Here is a 16,742-nt window from a genome sequence, read left to right on the forward strand (position 1 = left end):
TGATGGAGACTCTACCGTATCGGCCCGAAAGTCGGAATCGATTTTCGGAAAGCACGATGCGGTGAGTCTACGAGATAGAGCGTCTTTATGCGTCCAATAGGACGGCGACGCGCTATAGGGCAGGTGAATGCGTGTCATCAACGGCTACATCATCGGACGGGAAATCGGAACCGATTTCGCAAAGCCGATGCTAAAAGAATGAGGGCCTCCCCTAAAGGAGGCGGGGTGCACCCACATAAAAGACGACGGAGCGGGGTGGCAACCAGGCGGGAACGCCGAAATCGACGCCGAGCGGTTTCCAGCCTTCGCCCTTCAAGGTGAAGGGAATGGCGTTGCGGCTGCGGTTGAACAGAATGGCCAAGCGAACCGTCTTGCTGGTCTGCCTGTCCAGTGTTTTCAGCACCATGGCGAAGGTGGTGGCATCCGGGCGGTTCCAGTCCTCGTCGCGCATGGGGTCGCCCAAGGGCGAAAGCCATTCGATCTCGCCGTTGCCGGTTGAGAAGAAAGTGCTTTCGCCAAAGACTGCGAAGCGCTGGCGCAGCTTGGCCAGAAAGGCGGTGTGGTCGATCAGATCGGGGGAAAGGGCTTGCCAGTCCACCCAGGTGATCTCGTTGTCCTGGGCATAGGCGTTGTTGTTGCCGCGCTGGCTGCGCCCACCTTCATCGCCCGCCGCCAGCATCACCGTGCCGCGGGTGACGAAGAGGGTGGCGAGCAGCGCCTTGACGTCGGCGATCCGGGCAGCGTTGACCGCCGGATCGTCGGTCAGGCCCTCGATGCCATTGTTCCACGAGTGATTGTCATTGTGGCCGTCGCGGTTCTCCTCGCCATTCGCCTCATTGTGTTTGTGGGCGTGGGCGACGAGATCGAAAAGCGTGAAGCCGTCATGGGCGGCGATGAAGTTGACGCTGCGGGTTTCGGTGCGCGCGTTGCGTGAGAAGATCGGGGCAGAACCGGCAAGCGCATCGGCGAGCGCGCCGATCGTATAATCGTCGCCACGCCAGTAGCGGCGGATATCGTCACGCGCCCGGTCGTTCCATTCGAGGAACGAGGCCGGAAAATTGCCGAGTTGATAGCCGCCGGGGCCGATGTCCCAGGGTTCTGCGATCAGCACCCGGTCGGCCAAAAGCGGGTCTTCATGCATCTGGCGCAGGGTTTCGCTTTGCGGATCGAAGCCCTCCGCTGTGCGGCCGATAACGGGGGCGAGATCGAAGCGGAAGCCATCGATACCGGCATGGGCGACGAAGTGGCGGAGCGTTTCGATGACGAGATGGCGCACCTGTGGGTGATCGCAAGCAAGCGTATTGCCGGTGCCGGTGTCGTTGATCAGCGTGCCGGGATCGTCGGATGCGTGACGGTAATAGGTGAGGTTGTCGAGACCGCGCAGCGATAGCGTCGAGCCGAAGCGATCGCTCTCGCCCGTATGGTTGAAGACGAGATCGAGGATCACGCCAATGCCTGCATCATGCAGTTTGGCGACAGTGTCGCGCAGTTCGGCGATACCGCCAGGGCAGAGCCGCGGATCGAGCGCCATGAAGCCGACGGGGTTGTAACCCCAGCCATTGGTGAGATTGAGCGGCGGCAGATGCCGTTCGTCGATCCAGGCGGTGATCGGCATCAATTCCACGGCGCTGACGCCGATCTTTTTCAGATGCGCGATGATGGTGGGGTGGGCGAGCGCTGCGACCGTGCCGCGAATGGCTTCCGGTATGTCGGGGTGCAGCATGGTGAAGGGCTTGACGGCCACTTCATAGATCAGGCCGGTGCGGGTGAAGCGGGGTGGCTCGGGCGTGATCGGCGTGTCGCTGGAGACGATCGCCTTCGGCATGACGGCGCTGGTGTCTTCGCCGAAGGTGAAGAGGGAGGGGTGGTTCTGGAAAGGGCGGTCGATCGTGGTTGCGTAGGGGTCGAGGAGGAGCTTGGCCGGGTCGAACCATTGGCCGTGGTCTGGCGCGTGAGGGCCGTGGGCGCGGTAGCCGTAGCGGGTGCCTGTGGTGGCTTGCGCAACGGTGAGGCGATGGATGCCGTCCTCGTCACGCTGCATGTGCAGGCGCGCGGTTTCGGTGTTGCCGCTGGCGTCGTAGAGGCAGAGTTCGATTTTCGTGGCGTTTTGGGAGTAGACGGAAAACTGGGTGCCTGTTGGCGTGGGGACTGCACCTTGGGGGAACGCTGGGTGGGTTGGCATGGGCTGGTCCCTTTGGTGGTTTGTGAGTTGGGGCTTGCGTCTCTTTTGGTGCGAAGGCGCGGCCCGTCTGTTCTTTAGGACCCCCCTCTGTCCTGCCGGACATCTCCCCCTCAAGGGGGGAGATCGGGTTGGGGTTGGCCGCTCGCTTTTCTTGCTACCTCCGTGAGGAGGTTTCTTCAGCACCAAGCTTGATACGAAGCGGAAGCTTGCCTCTTGCCGATCTCCCCCCTTGAGGGGGAGATGCCCGGCAGGGCAGAGGGGGGTGGCCACCCGCAAAAGGGAGGCGAGCCATGACAGCCCACCCCCCCAGCCGCAGATCAGGTAATCACCGTCGGCGCATCGCGGCCTGTGTGCTTCTTGATGCCGGCAATCGTGTCTGCCGCAGCGATGAGGTCGGCCAGCGCTTCCTGGGTTTCGATAGTGTGGCGGGCCGCATCGGCCTCGTAGCGCTCGACATAGAGGCGCAGCGTGGCGCCGGAGGTGCCGGTGCCGGAGAGGCGCAACACGATGCGCGAGCCGCCTTCGAAGAGGATGCGGATGCCCTGGTTCTTGCTGACCGACTGATCGACCGGATCGTGATAGGCAAAGTCGTCGGCCTTGGCGACCTTCAGGTTGCCGTAAGTGGTGCCGGGAAGCGTCGCCAGCTTCTCGCGCAGTATGGCGACCAGCGTGTTGGCGGCGTCGCTGTCGACTTCTTCATAGTCGTGGCGCGAGTAATAGTTGCGGCCATATTCGGCCCAGTGCTTGGTGACGATGTCCTTGACGCTTTCCTTGCGGGCGGCGACGATGTTCAGCCAGAAGAGCACGGCCCAGAGACCGTCCTTTTCGCGCACATGGTTGGAGCCGGTGCCGAAGCTTTCCTCGCCGCAGACGGTGACCTTGCCGGCATCCAGCAGGTTGCCGAAGAACTTCCAGCCGGTCGGCGTTTCATACATGCCGATGCCGAGCTTTTCCGCCACGCGGTCTGCGGCGGCACTCGTCGGCATGGAGCGGGCGATGCCGGAAATGCCAGATGCGTAGCCGGGCGCCAGCTTGGCGTTGGCGGCGATGATGGCAAGCGAATCCGACGGCGTGACGAACATGCCCTTGCCGACGACCATGTTGCGGTCGCCGTCGCCATCGGAAGCGGCGCCGAAATCGGGGCCTTCCGGGCTCATCACGTCGTCATAGAGTTCCTTGGCGTGAACGAGGTTCGGGTCTGGGTGATGGCCGCCGAAATCCGGCAGCGGTACGGAGTTGCGAACCGAGCCTGCCGGTGCGCCAAGGCGCTTCTCGATGATTTCGACCGCATAGGGGCCAGTCACCGCGCTCATGGAATCGACCACGACCTTGAAGCCGCCTGCGATCAGATCGCGGATCGCACCGAAGTCGAAGAGTTCTTCCATCAGCGTGGCGTAATCGGCCACCGGATCGATGACTTCCACCTGCATGCCGGCGACGTCGCTCGTGCCGATCCGGTCGAGATCGATATCGGCAACATCGGCGATGCGGTAGGTTTCGATCGACTTGGTGCGGGCGAAGATGGCGTCGGTGATCTTTTCGGGCGCCGGGCCGCCATTGCCGATATTGTACTTGATGCCGAAGTCTTCGTTGGGGCCACCGGGATTGTGGCTGGCGGAGAGAACGATGCCGCCGAAAGCCTTGTATTTGCGGATGACGTTGGAGGCAGCAGGCGTGGAGAGAATGCCGCCCTGGCCGACCAGAACCTTGCCGAAGCCTGCGGCTGCGGCCATCTTGATCGCCTTCTGGATGACCTCACGATTGTAGTAGCGGCCATCGCCGCCGATCACCAGCGCCTCACCGGCAAAGCCCTCGAGGCTGTCGAAGATCGACTGGATGAAGTTTTCCGCGTAGTTCTCCTGCGCGAAAACCGGCACCTTCTTGCGAAGGCCGGAGGTTCCGGGCTTCTGATCCTGAAACGGCGTGGTCTGGACGGTCTTGATCGACATTCAATGGCCTTTCGACAAAAGTTGGGTGTAGAGCGCGGCATACAGCCCTGCGCTCTTTTCCCAGGAAACATCCGATTTCATCCCCTGCTTCTGCATCTGCGTCCACAGCTTCGGGTCTCGGTAATATCGCATGGTGCGGCGGAGCGCCTGGCGCAGTCCTTCCGGGGTGACGGAGGAGAACTGGACGCCGGTGGCGACCTTGGCGGAAACAGCAGCGTGATTGGCATCGATCACGGTATCGTTCAAGCCCCCGTTGCGTGCAACGACGGGCACGCAGCCATAGCGCAGCGCATAAAGCTGGGTCAGGCCACAGGGCTCGAAGCGGGAGGGAACGATGATGGCATCGCTGCCGGCCTGCATCAGGTGCGACAGCGGCTCGTTATAGCCGACGGCAACGCCGACGCGTCCGGGATGACGGGTGGCGGCGGCCATCAGCGCGCCTTCCAGCGCAATCTCGCCGGCACCCAGCACCACCAGACGACCGCCCATCTCGACGATATCGTCGGCAACCTCGGCAATCAGGTCGATGCCCTTTTGCCAGGTGAGGCGGGAGATGACGCAGAAGAGCGGACCGTTGTCGTGATCGACCCGGAAGTGGTTGGCGACGGCGGCCTTGTTGATGGCGCGCAGCTTCAGGTTTGCAGCCGTATAGTTTTCCTGGATCAGATGGTCGATTGCCGGGTTCCAGACCTCGGCATCGATGCCGTTGACGATGCCATGCAGCGCCTGGGCGCGGGCGCGGATGACGCCCTCGAGCCCCATGCCGTAATCCGGGGTCAGGATTTCCTCGGCATAGGACGGGCTCACCGTGCTGAGCGCCGTTGCCGTCTGCAGGCCGCCCTTCAGAAAGCTGATATCGTTATAATATTCAATGCTTTCGGTGGAAAAGGCATGGGCCGGCAGGCGCAGTTCGGAAAAGATATTGGCGCCGAACTGACCCTGGAAGGCAATATTGTGGATGGTCAGCAGGCTTGGAATTTCCGGCGTCTCGGCATAGCGCATATAGACCGGGGCCATTGCGGACTGCCAGTCATGCGCATGCAGGAGATCTGGCTGCCAGCCGGCAAGCTTGCCTGCGGCGATTTCGGCAGCGGCCAGCGAAAGGGCGGCATAGCGCTTCCAGTTGTCGGCGAAATCCTTGCCGGTGGAATCGAGATAGGGGCCGGCGGGGCGGTCATAGAGCGAGGGAATGTCGAGGATCAGGAGGTCCAGACCCTCATGCTCGCCTGCCAGAATATCGGCATGTTCACCCAGAAGATCGGGAAACTCCCCGACCTTGTGGGCGTCCTTGACCGCCGATTTGACGGCGGGGTAGCCGGGGATGAGCGAGCGGGTGTGAACGCCGCAGGCTTTCAGCGCGATGGGGAGCGCGCCGGAAACATCCGCAAGCCCCCCGGTCTTGATCAGCGGATAGATTTCGGATGTGACCGAAAGAACATTCATGAGGCTCACAGGTCCAGCTTGTCGATCATCGATTGGGTTATCAGGCAGATGCCGTTGTCCGTGCGGCGGAACCGCTTGGCATCGAGGATCGGGTCCTCGCCGACGATCAGCCCTTCCGGGATGACGACGCCGTGGTCGATGACGACATTGCTGAGCTGCGCGTGGCGGCCGATCTTCACGCTTGGCAGCACGACGGCATTTTCGAGGCGCGAATAGGAGTTTGCGCGCACACCGGTAAACAGCAGGCTGCGGTTCAGCGATGCGCCGGAGATGATGCAATCGCCCGAGACGACGGAGGAGACCGCCGAGCCGCGGCGGTTTTCGTCGTCATGCACGAATTTCGCCGGCGGCGTGATCTCGGCATAGGTCCAGATCGGCCAGGACTTGTCGTAGATATCCAGATCCGGAACGATATCGGTCAAATCGATATTGGCCTGCCAGTAGGCATCGATGGTGCCGACATCGCGCCAGTATGGACCGTGCTCAAAATCGGAGCGCACGCAGGAGGAGGCGAAGCGGTGCGCGACGGCCTTACCATGTTCGACGATATAGGGGATGATGTCCTTGCCGAAGTCGCGGCTGGAATTCGGGTCGCTGGCATCGCGGCGCAGGCATTCCATCAGGAACTTGGTGTGGAAGACGTAGATGCCCATGGAGGCGAGAGCGTTTTCCTCATCGCCCGGAATGCCCGGCGGGTCGGCCGGCTTTTCGATGAAGGCGATGATCTCGTCCTTGTCGTTGACATGCATGACGCCGAAACCGGTGGCTTCCATGCGCGGCACTTCCAGGCAACCGATCGTCACGTCCGCGCCGGAATCCACATGCTGCTGCAGCATGTATTCATAGTCCATCTTGTAGATATGGTCGCCGGCGAGGATGACCATATATTCGGGGCCGTGAGACTCGATGATGTCGATATTCTGGTAGACGGCGTCTGCGGTGCCTTCGTACCATTGCGTTTCGGAAACGCGCTGGGAGGCGGGCAGAATATCGAAGCTTTCGTTACGTTCCGGGCGGAAGAAGTCCCAGCCGCGCTGCAGGTGGCGGATCAGCGAATGCGCCTTGTACTGCGTGGCGACGCCAATGCGGCGGATGCCCGAGTTCAGCGCATTGGAGAGCGCGAAATCGATAATGCGTGCCTTGCCGCCGAAATAGACCGCAGGCTTTGCGCGGCGGTCGGTGAGTTCCTTGAGGCGGCTGCCGCGCCCGCCAGCCAGCACATATGCCATTGCATCACGTGCCAGAGGCTGAATTCTCTTTTCACTCATCGGTCCTGTCCTCCCATAAAATTCCACGGTTCCCTTGGTCTCAAACGTGTGGGGAGATTTTAAGGTTTCCCATCACGTGTTCATTTTCCTCTGCCTCATGTCCCTGCGACGAGAGGCGGATTAGTTTTCCAGCTCCAGCATGATGACGGCGAGCGGCGGAAGTGTGAGCGTCGCGCCGATGCTGCCGCCGGCATCCACCGCCTGCACGCGCCCGCCATTGCCCTTGCCCGTCCCGCCATAGATCTCGGCATCGGTGTTGAGAATTTCGCGCCAGCGCCCTGCGGCGGGAAGCGGCACGTAAAAATTCTCGCGATAGACCGGCGTCAGGTTGGAGATGACCGCCACCGGCTTTTCGCCCGGCGCACGGCGCAGCCATGCCAGCACGGAATTGTCGTGATCGTCGGCCATCAGCCATTCGAAGCCTTCCGGCTCGCAGTCGCGGGCATGAAGGGCGGCCTTGGAGCGGTAGGTGAAGTTCAGATCGCGCACCAGGCGGCGCATGCCTTCATGCATGTGGTACTGCAGGAGGTTCCAGTCGAGCGAGACCTTCTCGCTCCATTCGCTCCACTGCGCAAATTCCTGACCCATGAACAGCAGCTTCTTGCCCGGATAGCCCCACATGAAGGCGTAATAGGCGCGAAGATTGGCGAATTTCTGCCAGTCGTCGCCCGGCATCTTGGCAATCATCGAACCTTTGCCATGCACCACTTCGTCATGCGAGATCGGCAGCACGAAATTCTCGCTGAAGGCGTAGAGCAGACCGAAGGTCAGTTCCTGATGGTGGAACTTGCGATGCACGGGTTCGCGGGCAAAATAGCTCAGCGTGTCGTGCATGAAGCCCATGTTCCACTTGAAGCCGAAGCCGAGACCGCCCTCATGCACGGGCTGGGAGACCTTGGGCCAGGAGGTGGATTCTTCCGCAATGGTCATGACGCCCGGATGGTTGCCATAGATCAGCGTGTTCATCTTCTGCAGGAAGCGAACCGATTCCAGGTTCTCGCGCCCGCCATATTCGTTGGGGATCCACTCGCCTTCCTTGCGGGAGTAATCGAGATAGAGCATCGAGGCGACCGCATCGACGCGCAGGCCGTCGAGGTGGAATTTTTCCGCCCAGTAGAGCGCATTGTTGATGAGGTAGGACATGACCTCGACGCGACCGAAATTGTAGATCGCGGTGTTCCAGTCTGGGTGGAAGCCCTGACGCGGATCGGCATGCTCATAAAGGGCGGTACCGTCGAACCACTTCAAGCCATGCTCGTCGGTGGGGAAATGGGCCGGCACCCAGTCGAGGATGACGCCGATGCCGACCTTGTGGGCGCCGTTGACGAAGCGGGCAAAACCCTCCGGCTCGCCAAAGCGGGCGGTCGGCGCATAAAGGCCGGTCGTCTGGTAGCCCCAGGAGGGATCATAGGGGTGTTCGGTGATGGGAAGGAATTCGATATGGGTGAAGCCCATGTCGGCGCAATAGGGGATGAGCTGGGCGGCCATCTCGTCCCAGGTCAGCATGGAGCCGTCCTGATGCTTGCGCCAGGAGGCAGCGTGGACCTCATAGACGCTGATCGGCTGGCGACGCTGATCGATGCTGGCCCAATGCTTGCGGTGCGCGTCGTCTTCCCATTGCTGGACAAGCTCCGGCGTGGTGACGGAGGCATTCTTCGGGCGAAGCTCGGCGCGGCGCGCGTAAGGGTCGGCCTTCAGCGGCAAAAGCTCGCCATGGGGGCCGATGATCTCGAACTTGTAGGCGCAGCCGGCATAGACATCCGGTGCGAAGATTTCCCAGATGCCGGTGTCCTTGCGAAAGCGCATCACATGGCGGCGGCCATCCCAATTGTTGAAATCGCCGACGACGGAGACACGGCGCGCATTCGGCGCCCAGACCGCGAAATGGAAACCCTCGACGCCTTCAAGCTTCAGGGGATGTGCGCCCATCTTGTCGAAGAGACGTAAGTGCGATCCTTCGCGCACCAGATAATCGTCCATCGGGCCGAGCACGGGGCCGAAACTATAGGGGTCGGTCACCGCCCATTCGGCATCGTCGCGAAGCGCGCGGTAACGCACGGGCTGGCGCTTGGTAATCGTGATCGGACCTTCGAAGAAGCCGTCGTCGTCGACGCGGGTCAACTCTCCGGCAACGTTGCCGTCCAAGGTCATGACCGTCACTTCTTCGGCGCCCGGGATAAAACAGCGGGCGACGAGAGTGCCCGGCGTCTGGTGGACGCCGAGCACTGCAAAGGGATTGGAATGCAAACCGCTCTTGATTGCCTCGATTTCGGCCGTGGGTATGGAGTTGAAAGTCTTCTCTTCAGCCGAATTGAGCGGTTTTTTCATCAGGCTCTCCAGATTTCCGTGGCGTATTGGCGGATCGTCCGGTCGGACGAGAACCAGCCCATGCGCGCGGTATTGCGAACGGTTTTTTCAAACCAGCTGGAGGGGTTGCTCCAGATGGCATCGACATCGCGCTGGGCTTGCGCATAGGCATCGAAATCGGCGGCGACCATGAACCAGTCATTGTTGTAGAGACCGTCCATCAGTCCGGTGAAGCGCGAGCGGTCGTCAGGCGAAAACACGCCGGACGCGATCGAAGAGACGGCTTGAGCAAGCTCGGCCGAATTTTCGATGATGGCGCGCGGATTGTGGCCCTCGGAGCGCGCCTTGGCCACCTCGTCTGCGGTCTTGCCGAAGATGACGATATTGTCTTCGCCGACATGCTCAAGCATCTCGACATTGGCGCCGTCGAGCGTGCCGATGGTGAGTGCTCCATTGAGCGCGAATTTCATGTTGCCGGTGCCTGACGCTTCCATGCCCGCGGTGGAAATCTGCTCCGACAGGTCAGCGGCCGGCACCATGATTTCGGCCAGCGAGACGTTGTAATTCGGAATAAATACCACTTTCAGAAGCCCACGCACTGCCGGATCGTTGTTGATGACGCGGGCGATATCATTGGCGAGCTTAATGATAAGCTTGGCGTTGTGATAACTCGGCGCGGCCTTACCGGCAAAGAACTTAACGCGTGGAACCCAATCCAGTTCCGGGTGCGAGCGAATTTGGTCGTACAAAGCGACCGCCTCGATCAGGTTCAGCAGCTGGCGCTTATATTCGTGGATGCGCTTGATCTGGATATCGAAGAGCGCGGAGGGATCGACGCGGATGCCCATGCGCTGCGCTACCGTATTGGCAAGGCGCACCTTGTTCTGCCGCTTGATCTCGGCGAACTTGTCGCGGAAGCTGGAATCTTCGGCAAAGCGGTCGAGATCGAGAAGCTTCTCGGCATCGTCCATGAAGGCATCGCCGATGGCGTCGCGGATCAGGCTCGTCAGGCCCGGATTGCACTGCATCAGCCAGCGGCGTGGGGTAATGCCGTTGGTCTTGTTGTTGATGCGGTTTGGAAACAGCATGTGCAGGTCGGAAAAGACTGTTTCCTTCATCAGCTCGGTATGCAGCGCCGACACGCCGTTGATGGAGTGCGAGCCGATAAAGGCGAGGTTACCCATGCGCACGCGGCGCTCGCCGCCTTCGTCGATCAGCGAGATCGAGCGGATCTGGCCATCCGAGAGCTTCTTTTCCTTGCGGGCGAAGATCAGCGTGTTGGCATTGATCGCGTAGATGATCTGCATGTGGCGCGGAAGAAGCCGCTCAAGCAGCGGCACCGGCCAGCTTTCCAGCGCTTCGGGAAGAAGCGTGTGGTTGGTGTAGGAGAAGGTGCCACGGGTGATCGTCCAGGCCTCTTCGAAATCCATGCCATGCACGTCGCAGAGAAGGCGCATCATTTCGGCAATGGATATGGCCGGATGGGTATCGTTGAGCTGGATGGAGACCTTGTCCGGGAGATTGGTGAAGTCCGGATATTGCTGCAGGTGACGGCGCAGGATGTCCTGCAGCGAGGCAGACGAGAAGAAGTATTCCTGGCGCAGGCGCAGTTCCTGGCCGGCAGGGTTCGCGTCGGCCGGGTAGAGAACACGGGTGAGGGACTCGGCCTTGTTGCTTTCACGCAGCGCGCCAATGTGGTCGCCGGCATTGAAGGCATCGAGCAGGATCGGATCGATTGGCTGGGCGGACCAGAGGCGCAGCGTGTTGACGCGGGTGCCGCGCCAGCCGACCACCGGCGTATCATAGGCCATGGCGATCATGCGCTCGGCCGGTTTCCACAGGAAGCGCTGCGGATCTTCATAGCCGCCAATGGTTTCCACCGTGCCGCCGAAGCCGATTTCATAGGCGCTTTCACGCCGCTCGAATTCCCAGGGGTTGCCGTGGGCAAGCCAGGTCTCGGGCAGTTCCACCTGCCAGCCATCGGCCATCTGCTGGCGGAACAGGCCGTGGACATAGCGGATGCCGTAGCCATAGGCGGCGATATCGACGGTGGCCATGGATTCCATGAAACAGGCGGCGAGACGGCCAAGACCGCCATTGCCGAGTGCGGCATCCGGCTCCAGTCCGGCGATCACGTCGAACTCGACGCCGAGCGAGGTGAGCGCCTGGCGAATTTCCTCCATCAGTTCCAGATTGGAAATGGCGTCACGCATCAGCCGGCCAATGAGGAATTCCAGCGACAGGTAATAGACCCGCTTGGAATCGTTCTGATAGGCCTTGCGGGTGGATTCCATCCACTTGTCGATGATGCGGTCGCGAACGACGAGAATGGTGGCCGTCAACCAGTCATGCGGCTTTGCGACCTTGACGTCCTTGCCGATGCGGTAGGTGAGGCGCTCGATGATTTCAGAGGCAAGCACATCCGGTTCGGAACTGCGCGGGGCGGGGCGGGGAAGGTCGTTGGTGGCAAGTTTGTTGATCATGGGTCGGTCAGCACCTTGATGGGAGGAGAGGGCCTGAGTCTATCTGTCGATCAAAGCGCGTCGCGATCCTTGGGAGCGGCTCGTCACGCTTTCAATCCTTTCATTGTTGCATGTCACGATCGAAAATCGTCTTGCTGTTCGCAGACATGCTGCACTGCTTCGATTGCAGTTTATGCATCGATAAGCGGCTGTGGCAACAGCCCTTTTTGCAAGAGAAGCGATTGCCCAGAAAGGGGCCGAGGTAGGCGTTAAAACGCTTTCTTAAAAGGCAAAGAGCGCGTAGCTTTCGCCACGCGCTTGGCAAACTTATCGAGTGAACTGGAGGTCAGTTGATCAGGCGTGTGGGGAGGCTTGCGGCCTTTCGGGCGATCTCGCCGAAGGCGGCCACGATCTCTTCCATGTTATTGGGGTCATAGTAGTTATCCGCGCTGCTAGCGCAATATTGCAGCAGCGACTTGCCCTTTGCGGGGGCCATGAATGCGACGGTGAAGATCTGGATGCCGTCTGCCTTGACCGCAGCGCAGGTGGAGCGCACTTGGTTGTCGATCGCCGTGCTCGTCATTTCGCCGTCCGTCATCAACACGACATAGCGTTGAAATGCGTTGTTACCGTTTTTGTCGTGCTCTCTCTTCTCGTTGGAATTGCTGCTTTTCAGCGCCGTGAAGGCTGTGTTGAGCGCGACGGCCGCATTTGTACCACCGGTCGGATATTGCGGAATGGCATTGACATAGGAGCGGGCAGAGGACGTTCCCCAGCTCAACTGGCGCGCCGCGAAGGGCACGTCGTTATAGGCGATGGCACCAGTGCGAACCAGCTCCGATTCCGGATTGCCGTGATCTTTATAAGATGGGTCGGACTTGTTCAGCGTGTCCATCAAATAAGACACGGCCTCTTGCAACGACTGCATCTTGCTGACGTAGCACGGCTTGTTGGATTCGGCCCTCGGCCAGGACTTTTCCGAATAGTTGGAGCAGGTATCCTTGCTCTTGTTCACCGTGTCCGTCTTAAAGGACATGGAGCCGGAGCGGTCCAGCACCAGATAGAGAGACAGGGCCGCACCCTTGCTGAAGGAGCTTTGGGCGGTGCTGCTGACCCTCAAGGTTATGGTCTGAAAGCCTAAGAAACCCATCAGAGGGTTGAGTTCGACTTGCCGGCTGATGGTACCGGAAATTTTGAAGGCGGTTCCCTTCTTGTTGTCGGAGCGTTCCGCGATCGCGTCGACTTCAGGTTTCTTCTTCTTCGATTTGCCCTTATCTGCCCCGTTCCCGTTCCCGTTCCCGTTCCCGTTCCCTTTTCCGTTTCCACTGGCGCTTGCGTCGTCATCGTCGTCGACCCCGTAGTTCTCCAGGCGCTGCCTTACCTCGGCGGCATATTCTGCATCGGACTTCTTGCCCTCGTCGATGCGGGCATGGGTGGCTACAGCAAGCGTTGCGCTGTCGAGCACGGTCTGCATGTCGTTTTTCACCTGCATGACGCGGGTGGTTTCCATGCCAGCGCCAACGGCACCAAAGAGGAGAGGCAGACCAAGTGCAGTCAGAATTGCGAAGTTGCCGCGCTTGTCGGCAAGTAAGCTTTTAAACGTCCGTCCCATCATCATTCGGCCAACACCCAGCTATCGCCTTGTTTTATAAGGGGCAGACTTACCGACGCTTTATTGATGATTTGCTAACTCAAGCAATCCAGTTTGAGCAAAGCGGCATTTTATTTAATAATAATTATAGCTGTGACGCTTTTTACTTGCAGCTGTTCTACCGCAGACAACTCCCGATCGGTGAAGAATGGGATGGGCGGTTGAAAGGGTGATGATCAACTGACCGGGACGACATCGACCGCTTGTGTAATCTTCTGGTTGCCGTAGCTTTTCAATACGCCGATGACGGGTGCCACATCGGCATAATCACGGCCATAGCCGACGACGATATGATCGCTGCCGGCAAGGATATCGTTGGTCGGGTCCAGTTCGATATAGCCGTCCGCTTCGCCGCACCAGACGCGCACCCAGGCATGCATGGCGTCTGCGCCTTCGAGCCGCTCCTTGCCAGGTGGCGGAAGGGTGCGCAGGAAACCGCTGACATAGCCGGCGGGAATGCCGAGGCTGCGCAGTGCTGCAATCATGATGTGGGAGAAATCCTGGCAGACGCCACGCTTCAGCTTGAAGGCCTGGCCCGGTGTCGTGTCCACCGTGGTGGCCTCGCCATCATATTTGAAGTCCTTGTAGATGCGCTTGCATAGCGCAAAGGCAATTTCGCGCACCGTCATGCCAGGCTTGGCCGTTTCACGCGCGTAAGACGCAATCGCCGCATCTTCGCCGATGCGGGGGCTGGCGCCTGCCAGATGGTGGGGGGCGTCCGCATCCAGCGAGTTGATGCTGGAAAGCTCCGCCTGCAGCCTGTCGAGCGGTGGCGAGAGATCTGCCGTCAGCGACGGGCTCTCCACCGAGACGCGGGCCTGCATGCGGATGTCGAGCTTGTCGTGGGAGGCGCGCAGATAGATCGAGGTGGCGCTCTGGTGGAAGAAGTCGTCGAAGACGGTACGCTCTTCGGGCGTCGGCGAGACGGTGAGAGCAGAGGCGACCAGCCTTTGCCTGCCTTGAATGGAAAGCGGCGTGACACGGATGATGTGGCGCGCGCCGGAGGCCAGCGTGTCGTAGACATAACCCATATGCAGCGAGAGATCGTAGAGCATCGACTATCCGAGATAGGTTTGCGCGAGAATATCGGAAAGCCGTTCGAGATCCTTCTCCAGCTGGCGGAAGACATCGCCGGAGAGATTTTCCGACGTCATGACCGCAAGCGTGGACTGAATGCGCATCGCCTCTCGGCAGAAGGGCGACATCTGGCCGTTGATGGAGGCGTTGGGCAATTGCTCGACCTCGGCATGGATCTCGTTCAGCTGGAAGAGGATCGAGCGCGGGTTGAGCGGGTCGAGCGCCAGGAGATCCATCACCGTCAGCGCTGCGGTATTCACATTGTAGCGGCGGCGATGGGTCATGACGCTGTCGCCGATTTCGAGCAGCATGTCATAGGAGCCGTCGGGTGCTTCCGGCCCGCCCATATGCGCAAGCAGCCGTGTCATGTGCAGGCCACGTTCGAGATAGCGCCCGATCGCCAGGAAGCGCCAGCCGGTGAAGCGATACATGTTTTCATGCACCAGACCGGCAAAGCCCGCGACCTTGCGCAACAGAATGGTCATGGCATGGGTGGCGTCGTCGCCCGCATGGATCTTGCTGTGAAAGCGGCGCGCGGTCTTCGCCAGATCGTTGAGTGCCAGCCAGCCATCCGGCGAGAAGCGGTCGCGGATGTTGCTGGCGGAATAGATGGCGCTGTTGATATTGGCGATCAGGCTGGAGGGGACGGGCTCCTCCACGTCGATATCGACGGTTTCCAGATAGTCGGTGACATGGGCAAGCAGCGGCTGCTTCGGATCGGCGGATTCGGCATAGCGTGCATGCCAGGCGCGCAGGATGCGCAGCGCGCCTTCGGAGCGTTCGATATAGCGGCCGAGCCAGAAGAGATTATCGGCCGCACGGCTCGGCAGGCTGCCGGGTATGTTGCGGATGAAGTTCTCTTCCGGAGGCAGAAGCGTGGTGCGCTCCACCGGCTTGTCGCTGACGATCCAGACATCCGCCGCGCGGCCTCCGGCCTGCATGGCAATGGCCGCGACATCATTGCTGCGGCCGATACGGGCAAAGCCACCCGGCATCACCTGCCAGCCATCCTGGGTGCGGGCAACGAAGACGCGAAGGCTCATGGGCCGTGGCACGAGCTTGCCATCGACGAAGGCAGGCGTGGTGGACAGCGTGACGACTTCCTGGCCGACGAGCTTGTGGCCGTCGGTTGCCAGCCAGTCGCTGATCGAATCCTTGGCGGTCTCGCGCAGGCTCGAACCCAGCACCGACTGCCCGTTATCGTCGAAGAAGGGCAGGCGCGAGTAAGCGGGGCCGATGACCATGCGCTCGATATTGCTGGCCACCTGCTGGCGCTCCGTCGGCTGGCCGCACCACCATGTGGCAATCGACGGCATGGCGAGATCTTCGCCCAGGATATGGCGACAGATGGCGGGCATGAAGGCAAGCAGCGCGCGGGTTTCCAAGATGCCGCTGCCGAGCGCATTGACCATGTTGAGCGAGCCGGCGCGCAGCGCCTGCACCATGCCGGGCGTGCCGATATGGGAGTTCTGGTCGAGCTCCAGCGGATCGGCATAGGACGCATCGAGACGCCGCCACAACACGCCGACGGGCTTGAGGCCTGCGACGGTGCGGACCATGACGCGGTTGTTGACGACCGTCAGGTCTTCGCCTTCCAGGAGCATGAAGCCGAGATAGCGAGCGATATAGGCATGCTCGAAATAGGTTTCGCTGGCCGGACCTGGGGTCAGGACCGCGATACGCTCATCCATATGCTGGCGGTGCGATTGCAGCGTATCGCGAAACGCGCCGAAGAAGGAGGCGAGGCGATGGACATGCGCCTCCGCATAGATATCGGAAAAGGCGCGGGTGGTGGCCACACGGTTTTCGAGCGCGAAGCCCGCGCCGGAGGGTGCCTGGGCGCGATCGGCCAGAACCCACCAGTTGCCGTCGGGCCCACGGCCGATCTCGAAGGAGCAGAAGTGCAGGTAATGGCCGTTGGCGGGTTTTACCCCCACCATGGGGCGCAGAAATTCCGGATTGGAGGCAATGAGGGCTGGCGGCACGTAACCCTGCTGCACCAGCGTGTTCTCGCCATAGATATCGGCGACCACGGCTTCGAGCAGATTTGCCCGCTGGACGAGGCCTCTGGTGACGACCTGCCATTCGGCATCATCGATCAGAACCGGGACATGCGAGATCGGCCAGTTGCGTTCGCTGCCGCCACCGCCGACGCCTTGAGCGCTATAGTCACGATAGAAGACGCCGGCATCGCGCAGATAGCGGTCGGTACGCGAGAAGCGGTCGTGCAGTTCACGCTCGTCCATGCGCGAAAGGGCATTGACGAAAGGCTGCCAGACGGGGCGGATACGCCCGTCTATATCCAGCATTTCATCGGCAACGCCCGGCAACGCGCGATAGCCCAGCATGGATCCCATGCCGGTTTCTCCGGTCTTGCGTTCCGTTGCAGGTGCCTTCGCCACC

At 60.8% G+C, this 16,742-nt stretch carries 9 protein-coding genes; all 9 read right to left on the reverse strand.

Annotation, left to right across the window (positions count from 1 at the left end):
- Positions 1 to 211: 211 nt before the first annotated feature.
- The 9 genes from glgX to PVA19_RS14285 all read right to left on the reverse strand — a co-directional run bounded on the left by glgX (position 212) and on the right by PVA19_RS14285 (position 16,741).
- Positions 212 to 2,182 carry a glycogen debranching protein GlgX gene (gene glgX / locus PVA19_RS14245; RefSeq protein WP_274103021.1) on the reverse strand — a complete coding sequence of 657 codons (1,971 nt, stop codon included), beginning with the start codon at positions 2,180 to 2,182 and terminating at the stop codon, positions 212 to 214.
- Positions 2,183 to 2,499: 317 nt separating this feature from the next.
- Complete coding sequence (locus PVA19_RS14250) at positions 2,500 to 4,131, reverse strand: alpha-D-glucose phosphate-specific phosphoglucomutase (protein ID WP_111849406.1); 1,632 nt, start codon at positions 4,129 to 4,131, stop codon at positions 2,500 to 2,502.
- Positions 4,132 to 5,574, reverse strand: coding sequence for a glycogen synthase GlgA (gene glgA, locus PVA19_RS14255; RefSeq protein WP_274103022.1), 1,443 nt, complete (start codon positions 5,572 to 5,574; stop codon positions 4,132 to 4,134). It lies immediately after the preceding gene.
- A 5-nt stretch (positions 5,575 to 5,579) separates the two neighbouring features.
- Positions 5,580 to 6,842 (reverse strand): glucose-1-phosphate adenylyltransferase, encoded by a 1,263-nt coding sequence (glgC, locus tag PVA19_RS14260; RefSeq protein ID WP_062427843.1) that lies wholly within the window; start codon positions 6,840 to 6,842, stop codon positions 5,580 to 5,582.
- A gap of 120 nt (positions 6,843 to 6,962) precedes the next feature.
- Positions 6,963 to 9,170: a 1,4-alpha-glucan branching protein GlgB gene (glgB, locus tag PVA19_RS14265; protein WP_113180873.1), complete on the reverse strand. Its 2,208-nt coding sequence runs from the start codon at positions 9,168 to 9,170 to the stop codon at positions 6,963 to 6,965.
- Positions 9,170 to 11,632, reverse strand: coding sequence for a glycogen/starch/alpha-glucan phosphorylase (locus PVA19_RS14270; protein ID WP_111849410.1), 2,463 nt, complete (start codon positions 11,630 to 11,632; stop codon positions 9,170 to 9,172). Before PVA19_RS14270 ends, glgB begins: the two co-directional genes overlap by 1 nt.
- A 325-nt stretch (positions 11,633 to 11,957) precedes the next feature.
- Complete coding sequence (locus PVA19_RS14275) at positions 11,958 to 13,229, reverse strand: vWA domain-containing protein (protein WP_274103023.1); 1,272 nt, start codon at positions 13,227 to 13,229, stop codon at positions 11,958 to 11,960.
- A 209-nt stretch (positions 13,230 to 13,438) separates the two neighbouring features.
- On the reverse strand, positions 13,439 to 14,317 hold the full coding sequence (locus PVA19_RS14280) for a transglutaminase family protein (RefSeq protein WP_113227501.1): 879 nt from the start codon (positions 14,315 to 14,317) through the stop codon (positions 13,439 to 13,441).
- Positions 14,318 to 14,320: 3 nt separating this feature from the next.
- Positions 14,321 to 16,741 (reverse strand): circularly permuted type 2 ATP-grasp protein, encoded by a 2,421-nt coding sequence (locus PVA19_RS14285; RefSeq protein WP_443111644.1) that lies wholly within the window; start codon positions 16,739 to 16,741, stop codon positions 14,321 to 14,323.
- Position 16,742 lies beyond the last annotated feature (1 nt).

The sequence above is a fragment of the Agrobacterium sp. CNPSo 3708 genome, assembly GCF_028674915.1.
In the GTDB taxonomy this organism is placed as follows: Bacteria; Pseudomonadota; Alphaproteobacteria; order Rhizobiales; family Rhizobiaceae; genus Agrobacterium; species Agrobacterium cavarae.

Excerpts from the sequence above, each read along its gene's own strand:
- PVA19_RS14270 (WP_111849410.1), bottom strand. The coding sequence starts at position 11,632 with ATGATCAACAAACTTGCCACCAACGACCTTCCCCGCCCCGCCCCGCGC.
- PVA19_RS14275 (WP_274103023.1), bottom strand. The coding sequence starts at position 13,229 with ATGATGATGGGACGGACGTTTAAAAGCTTACTTGCCGACAAGCGCGGC.
- glgC (WP_062427843.1), bottom strand. The coding sequence starts at position 6,842 with ATGAGTGAAAAGAGAATTCAGCCTCTGGCACGTGATGCAATGGCATAT.
- glgB (WP_113180873.1), bottom strand. The coding sequence starts at position 9,170 with ATGAAAAAACCGCTCAATTCGGCTGAAGAGAAGACTTTCAACTCCATA.
- glgX (WP_274103021.1), bottom strand. The coding sequence starts at position 2,182 with ATGCCAACCCACCCAGCGTTCCCCCAAGGTGCAGTCCCCACGCCAACA.
- glgA (WP_274103022.1), bottom strand. The coding sequence starts at position 5,574 with ATGAATGTTCTTTCGGTCACATCCGAAATCTATCCGCTGATCAAGACC.
- PVA19_RS14280 (WP_113227501.1), bottom strand. The coding sequence starts at position 14,317 with ATGCTCTACGATCTCTCGCTGCATATGGGTTATGTCTACGACACGCTG.
- PVA19_RS14250 (WP_111849406.1), bottom strand. The coding sequence starts at position 4,131 with ATGTCGATCAAGACCGTCCAGACCACGCCGTTTCAGGATCAGAAGCCC.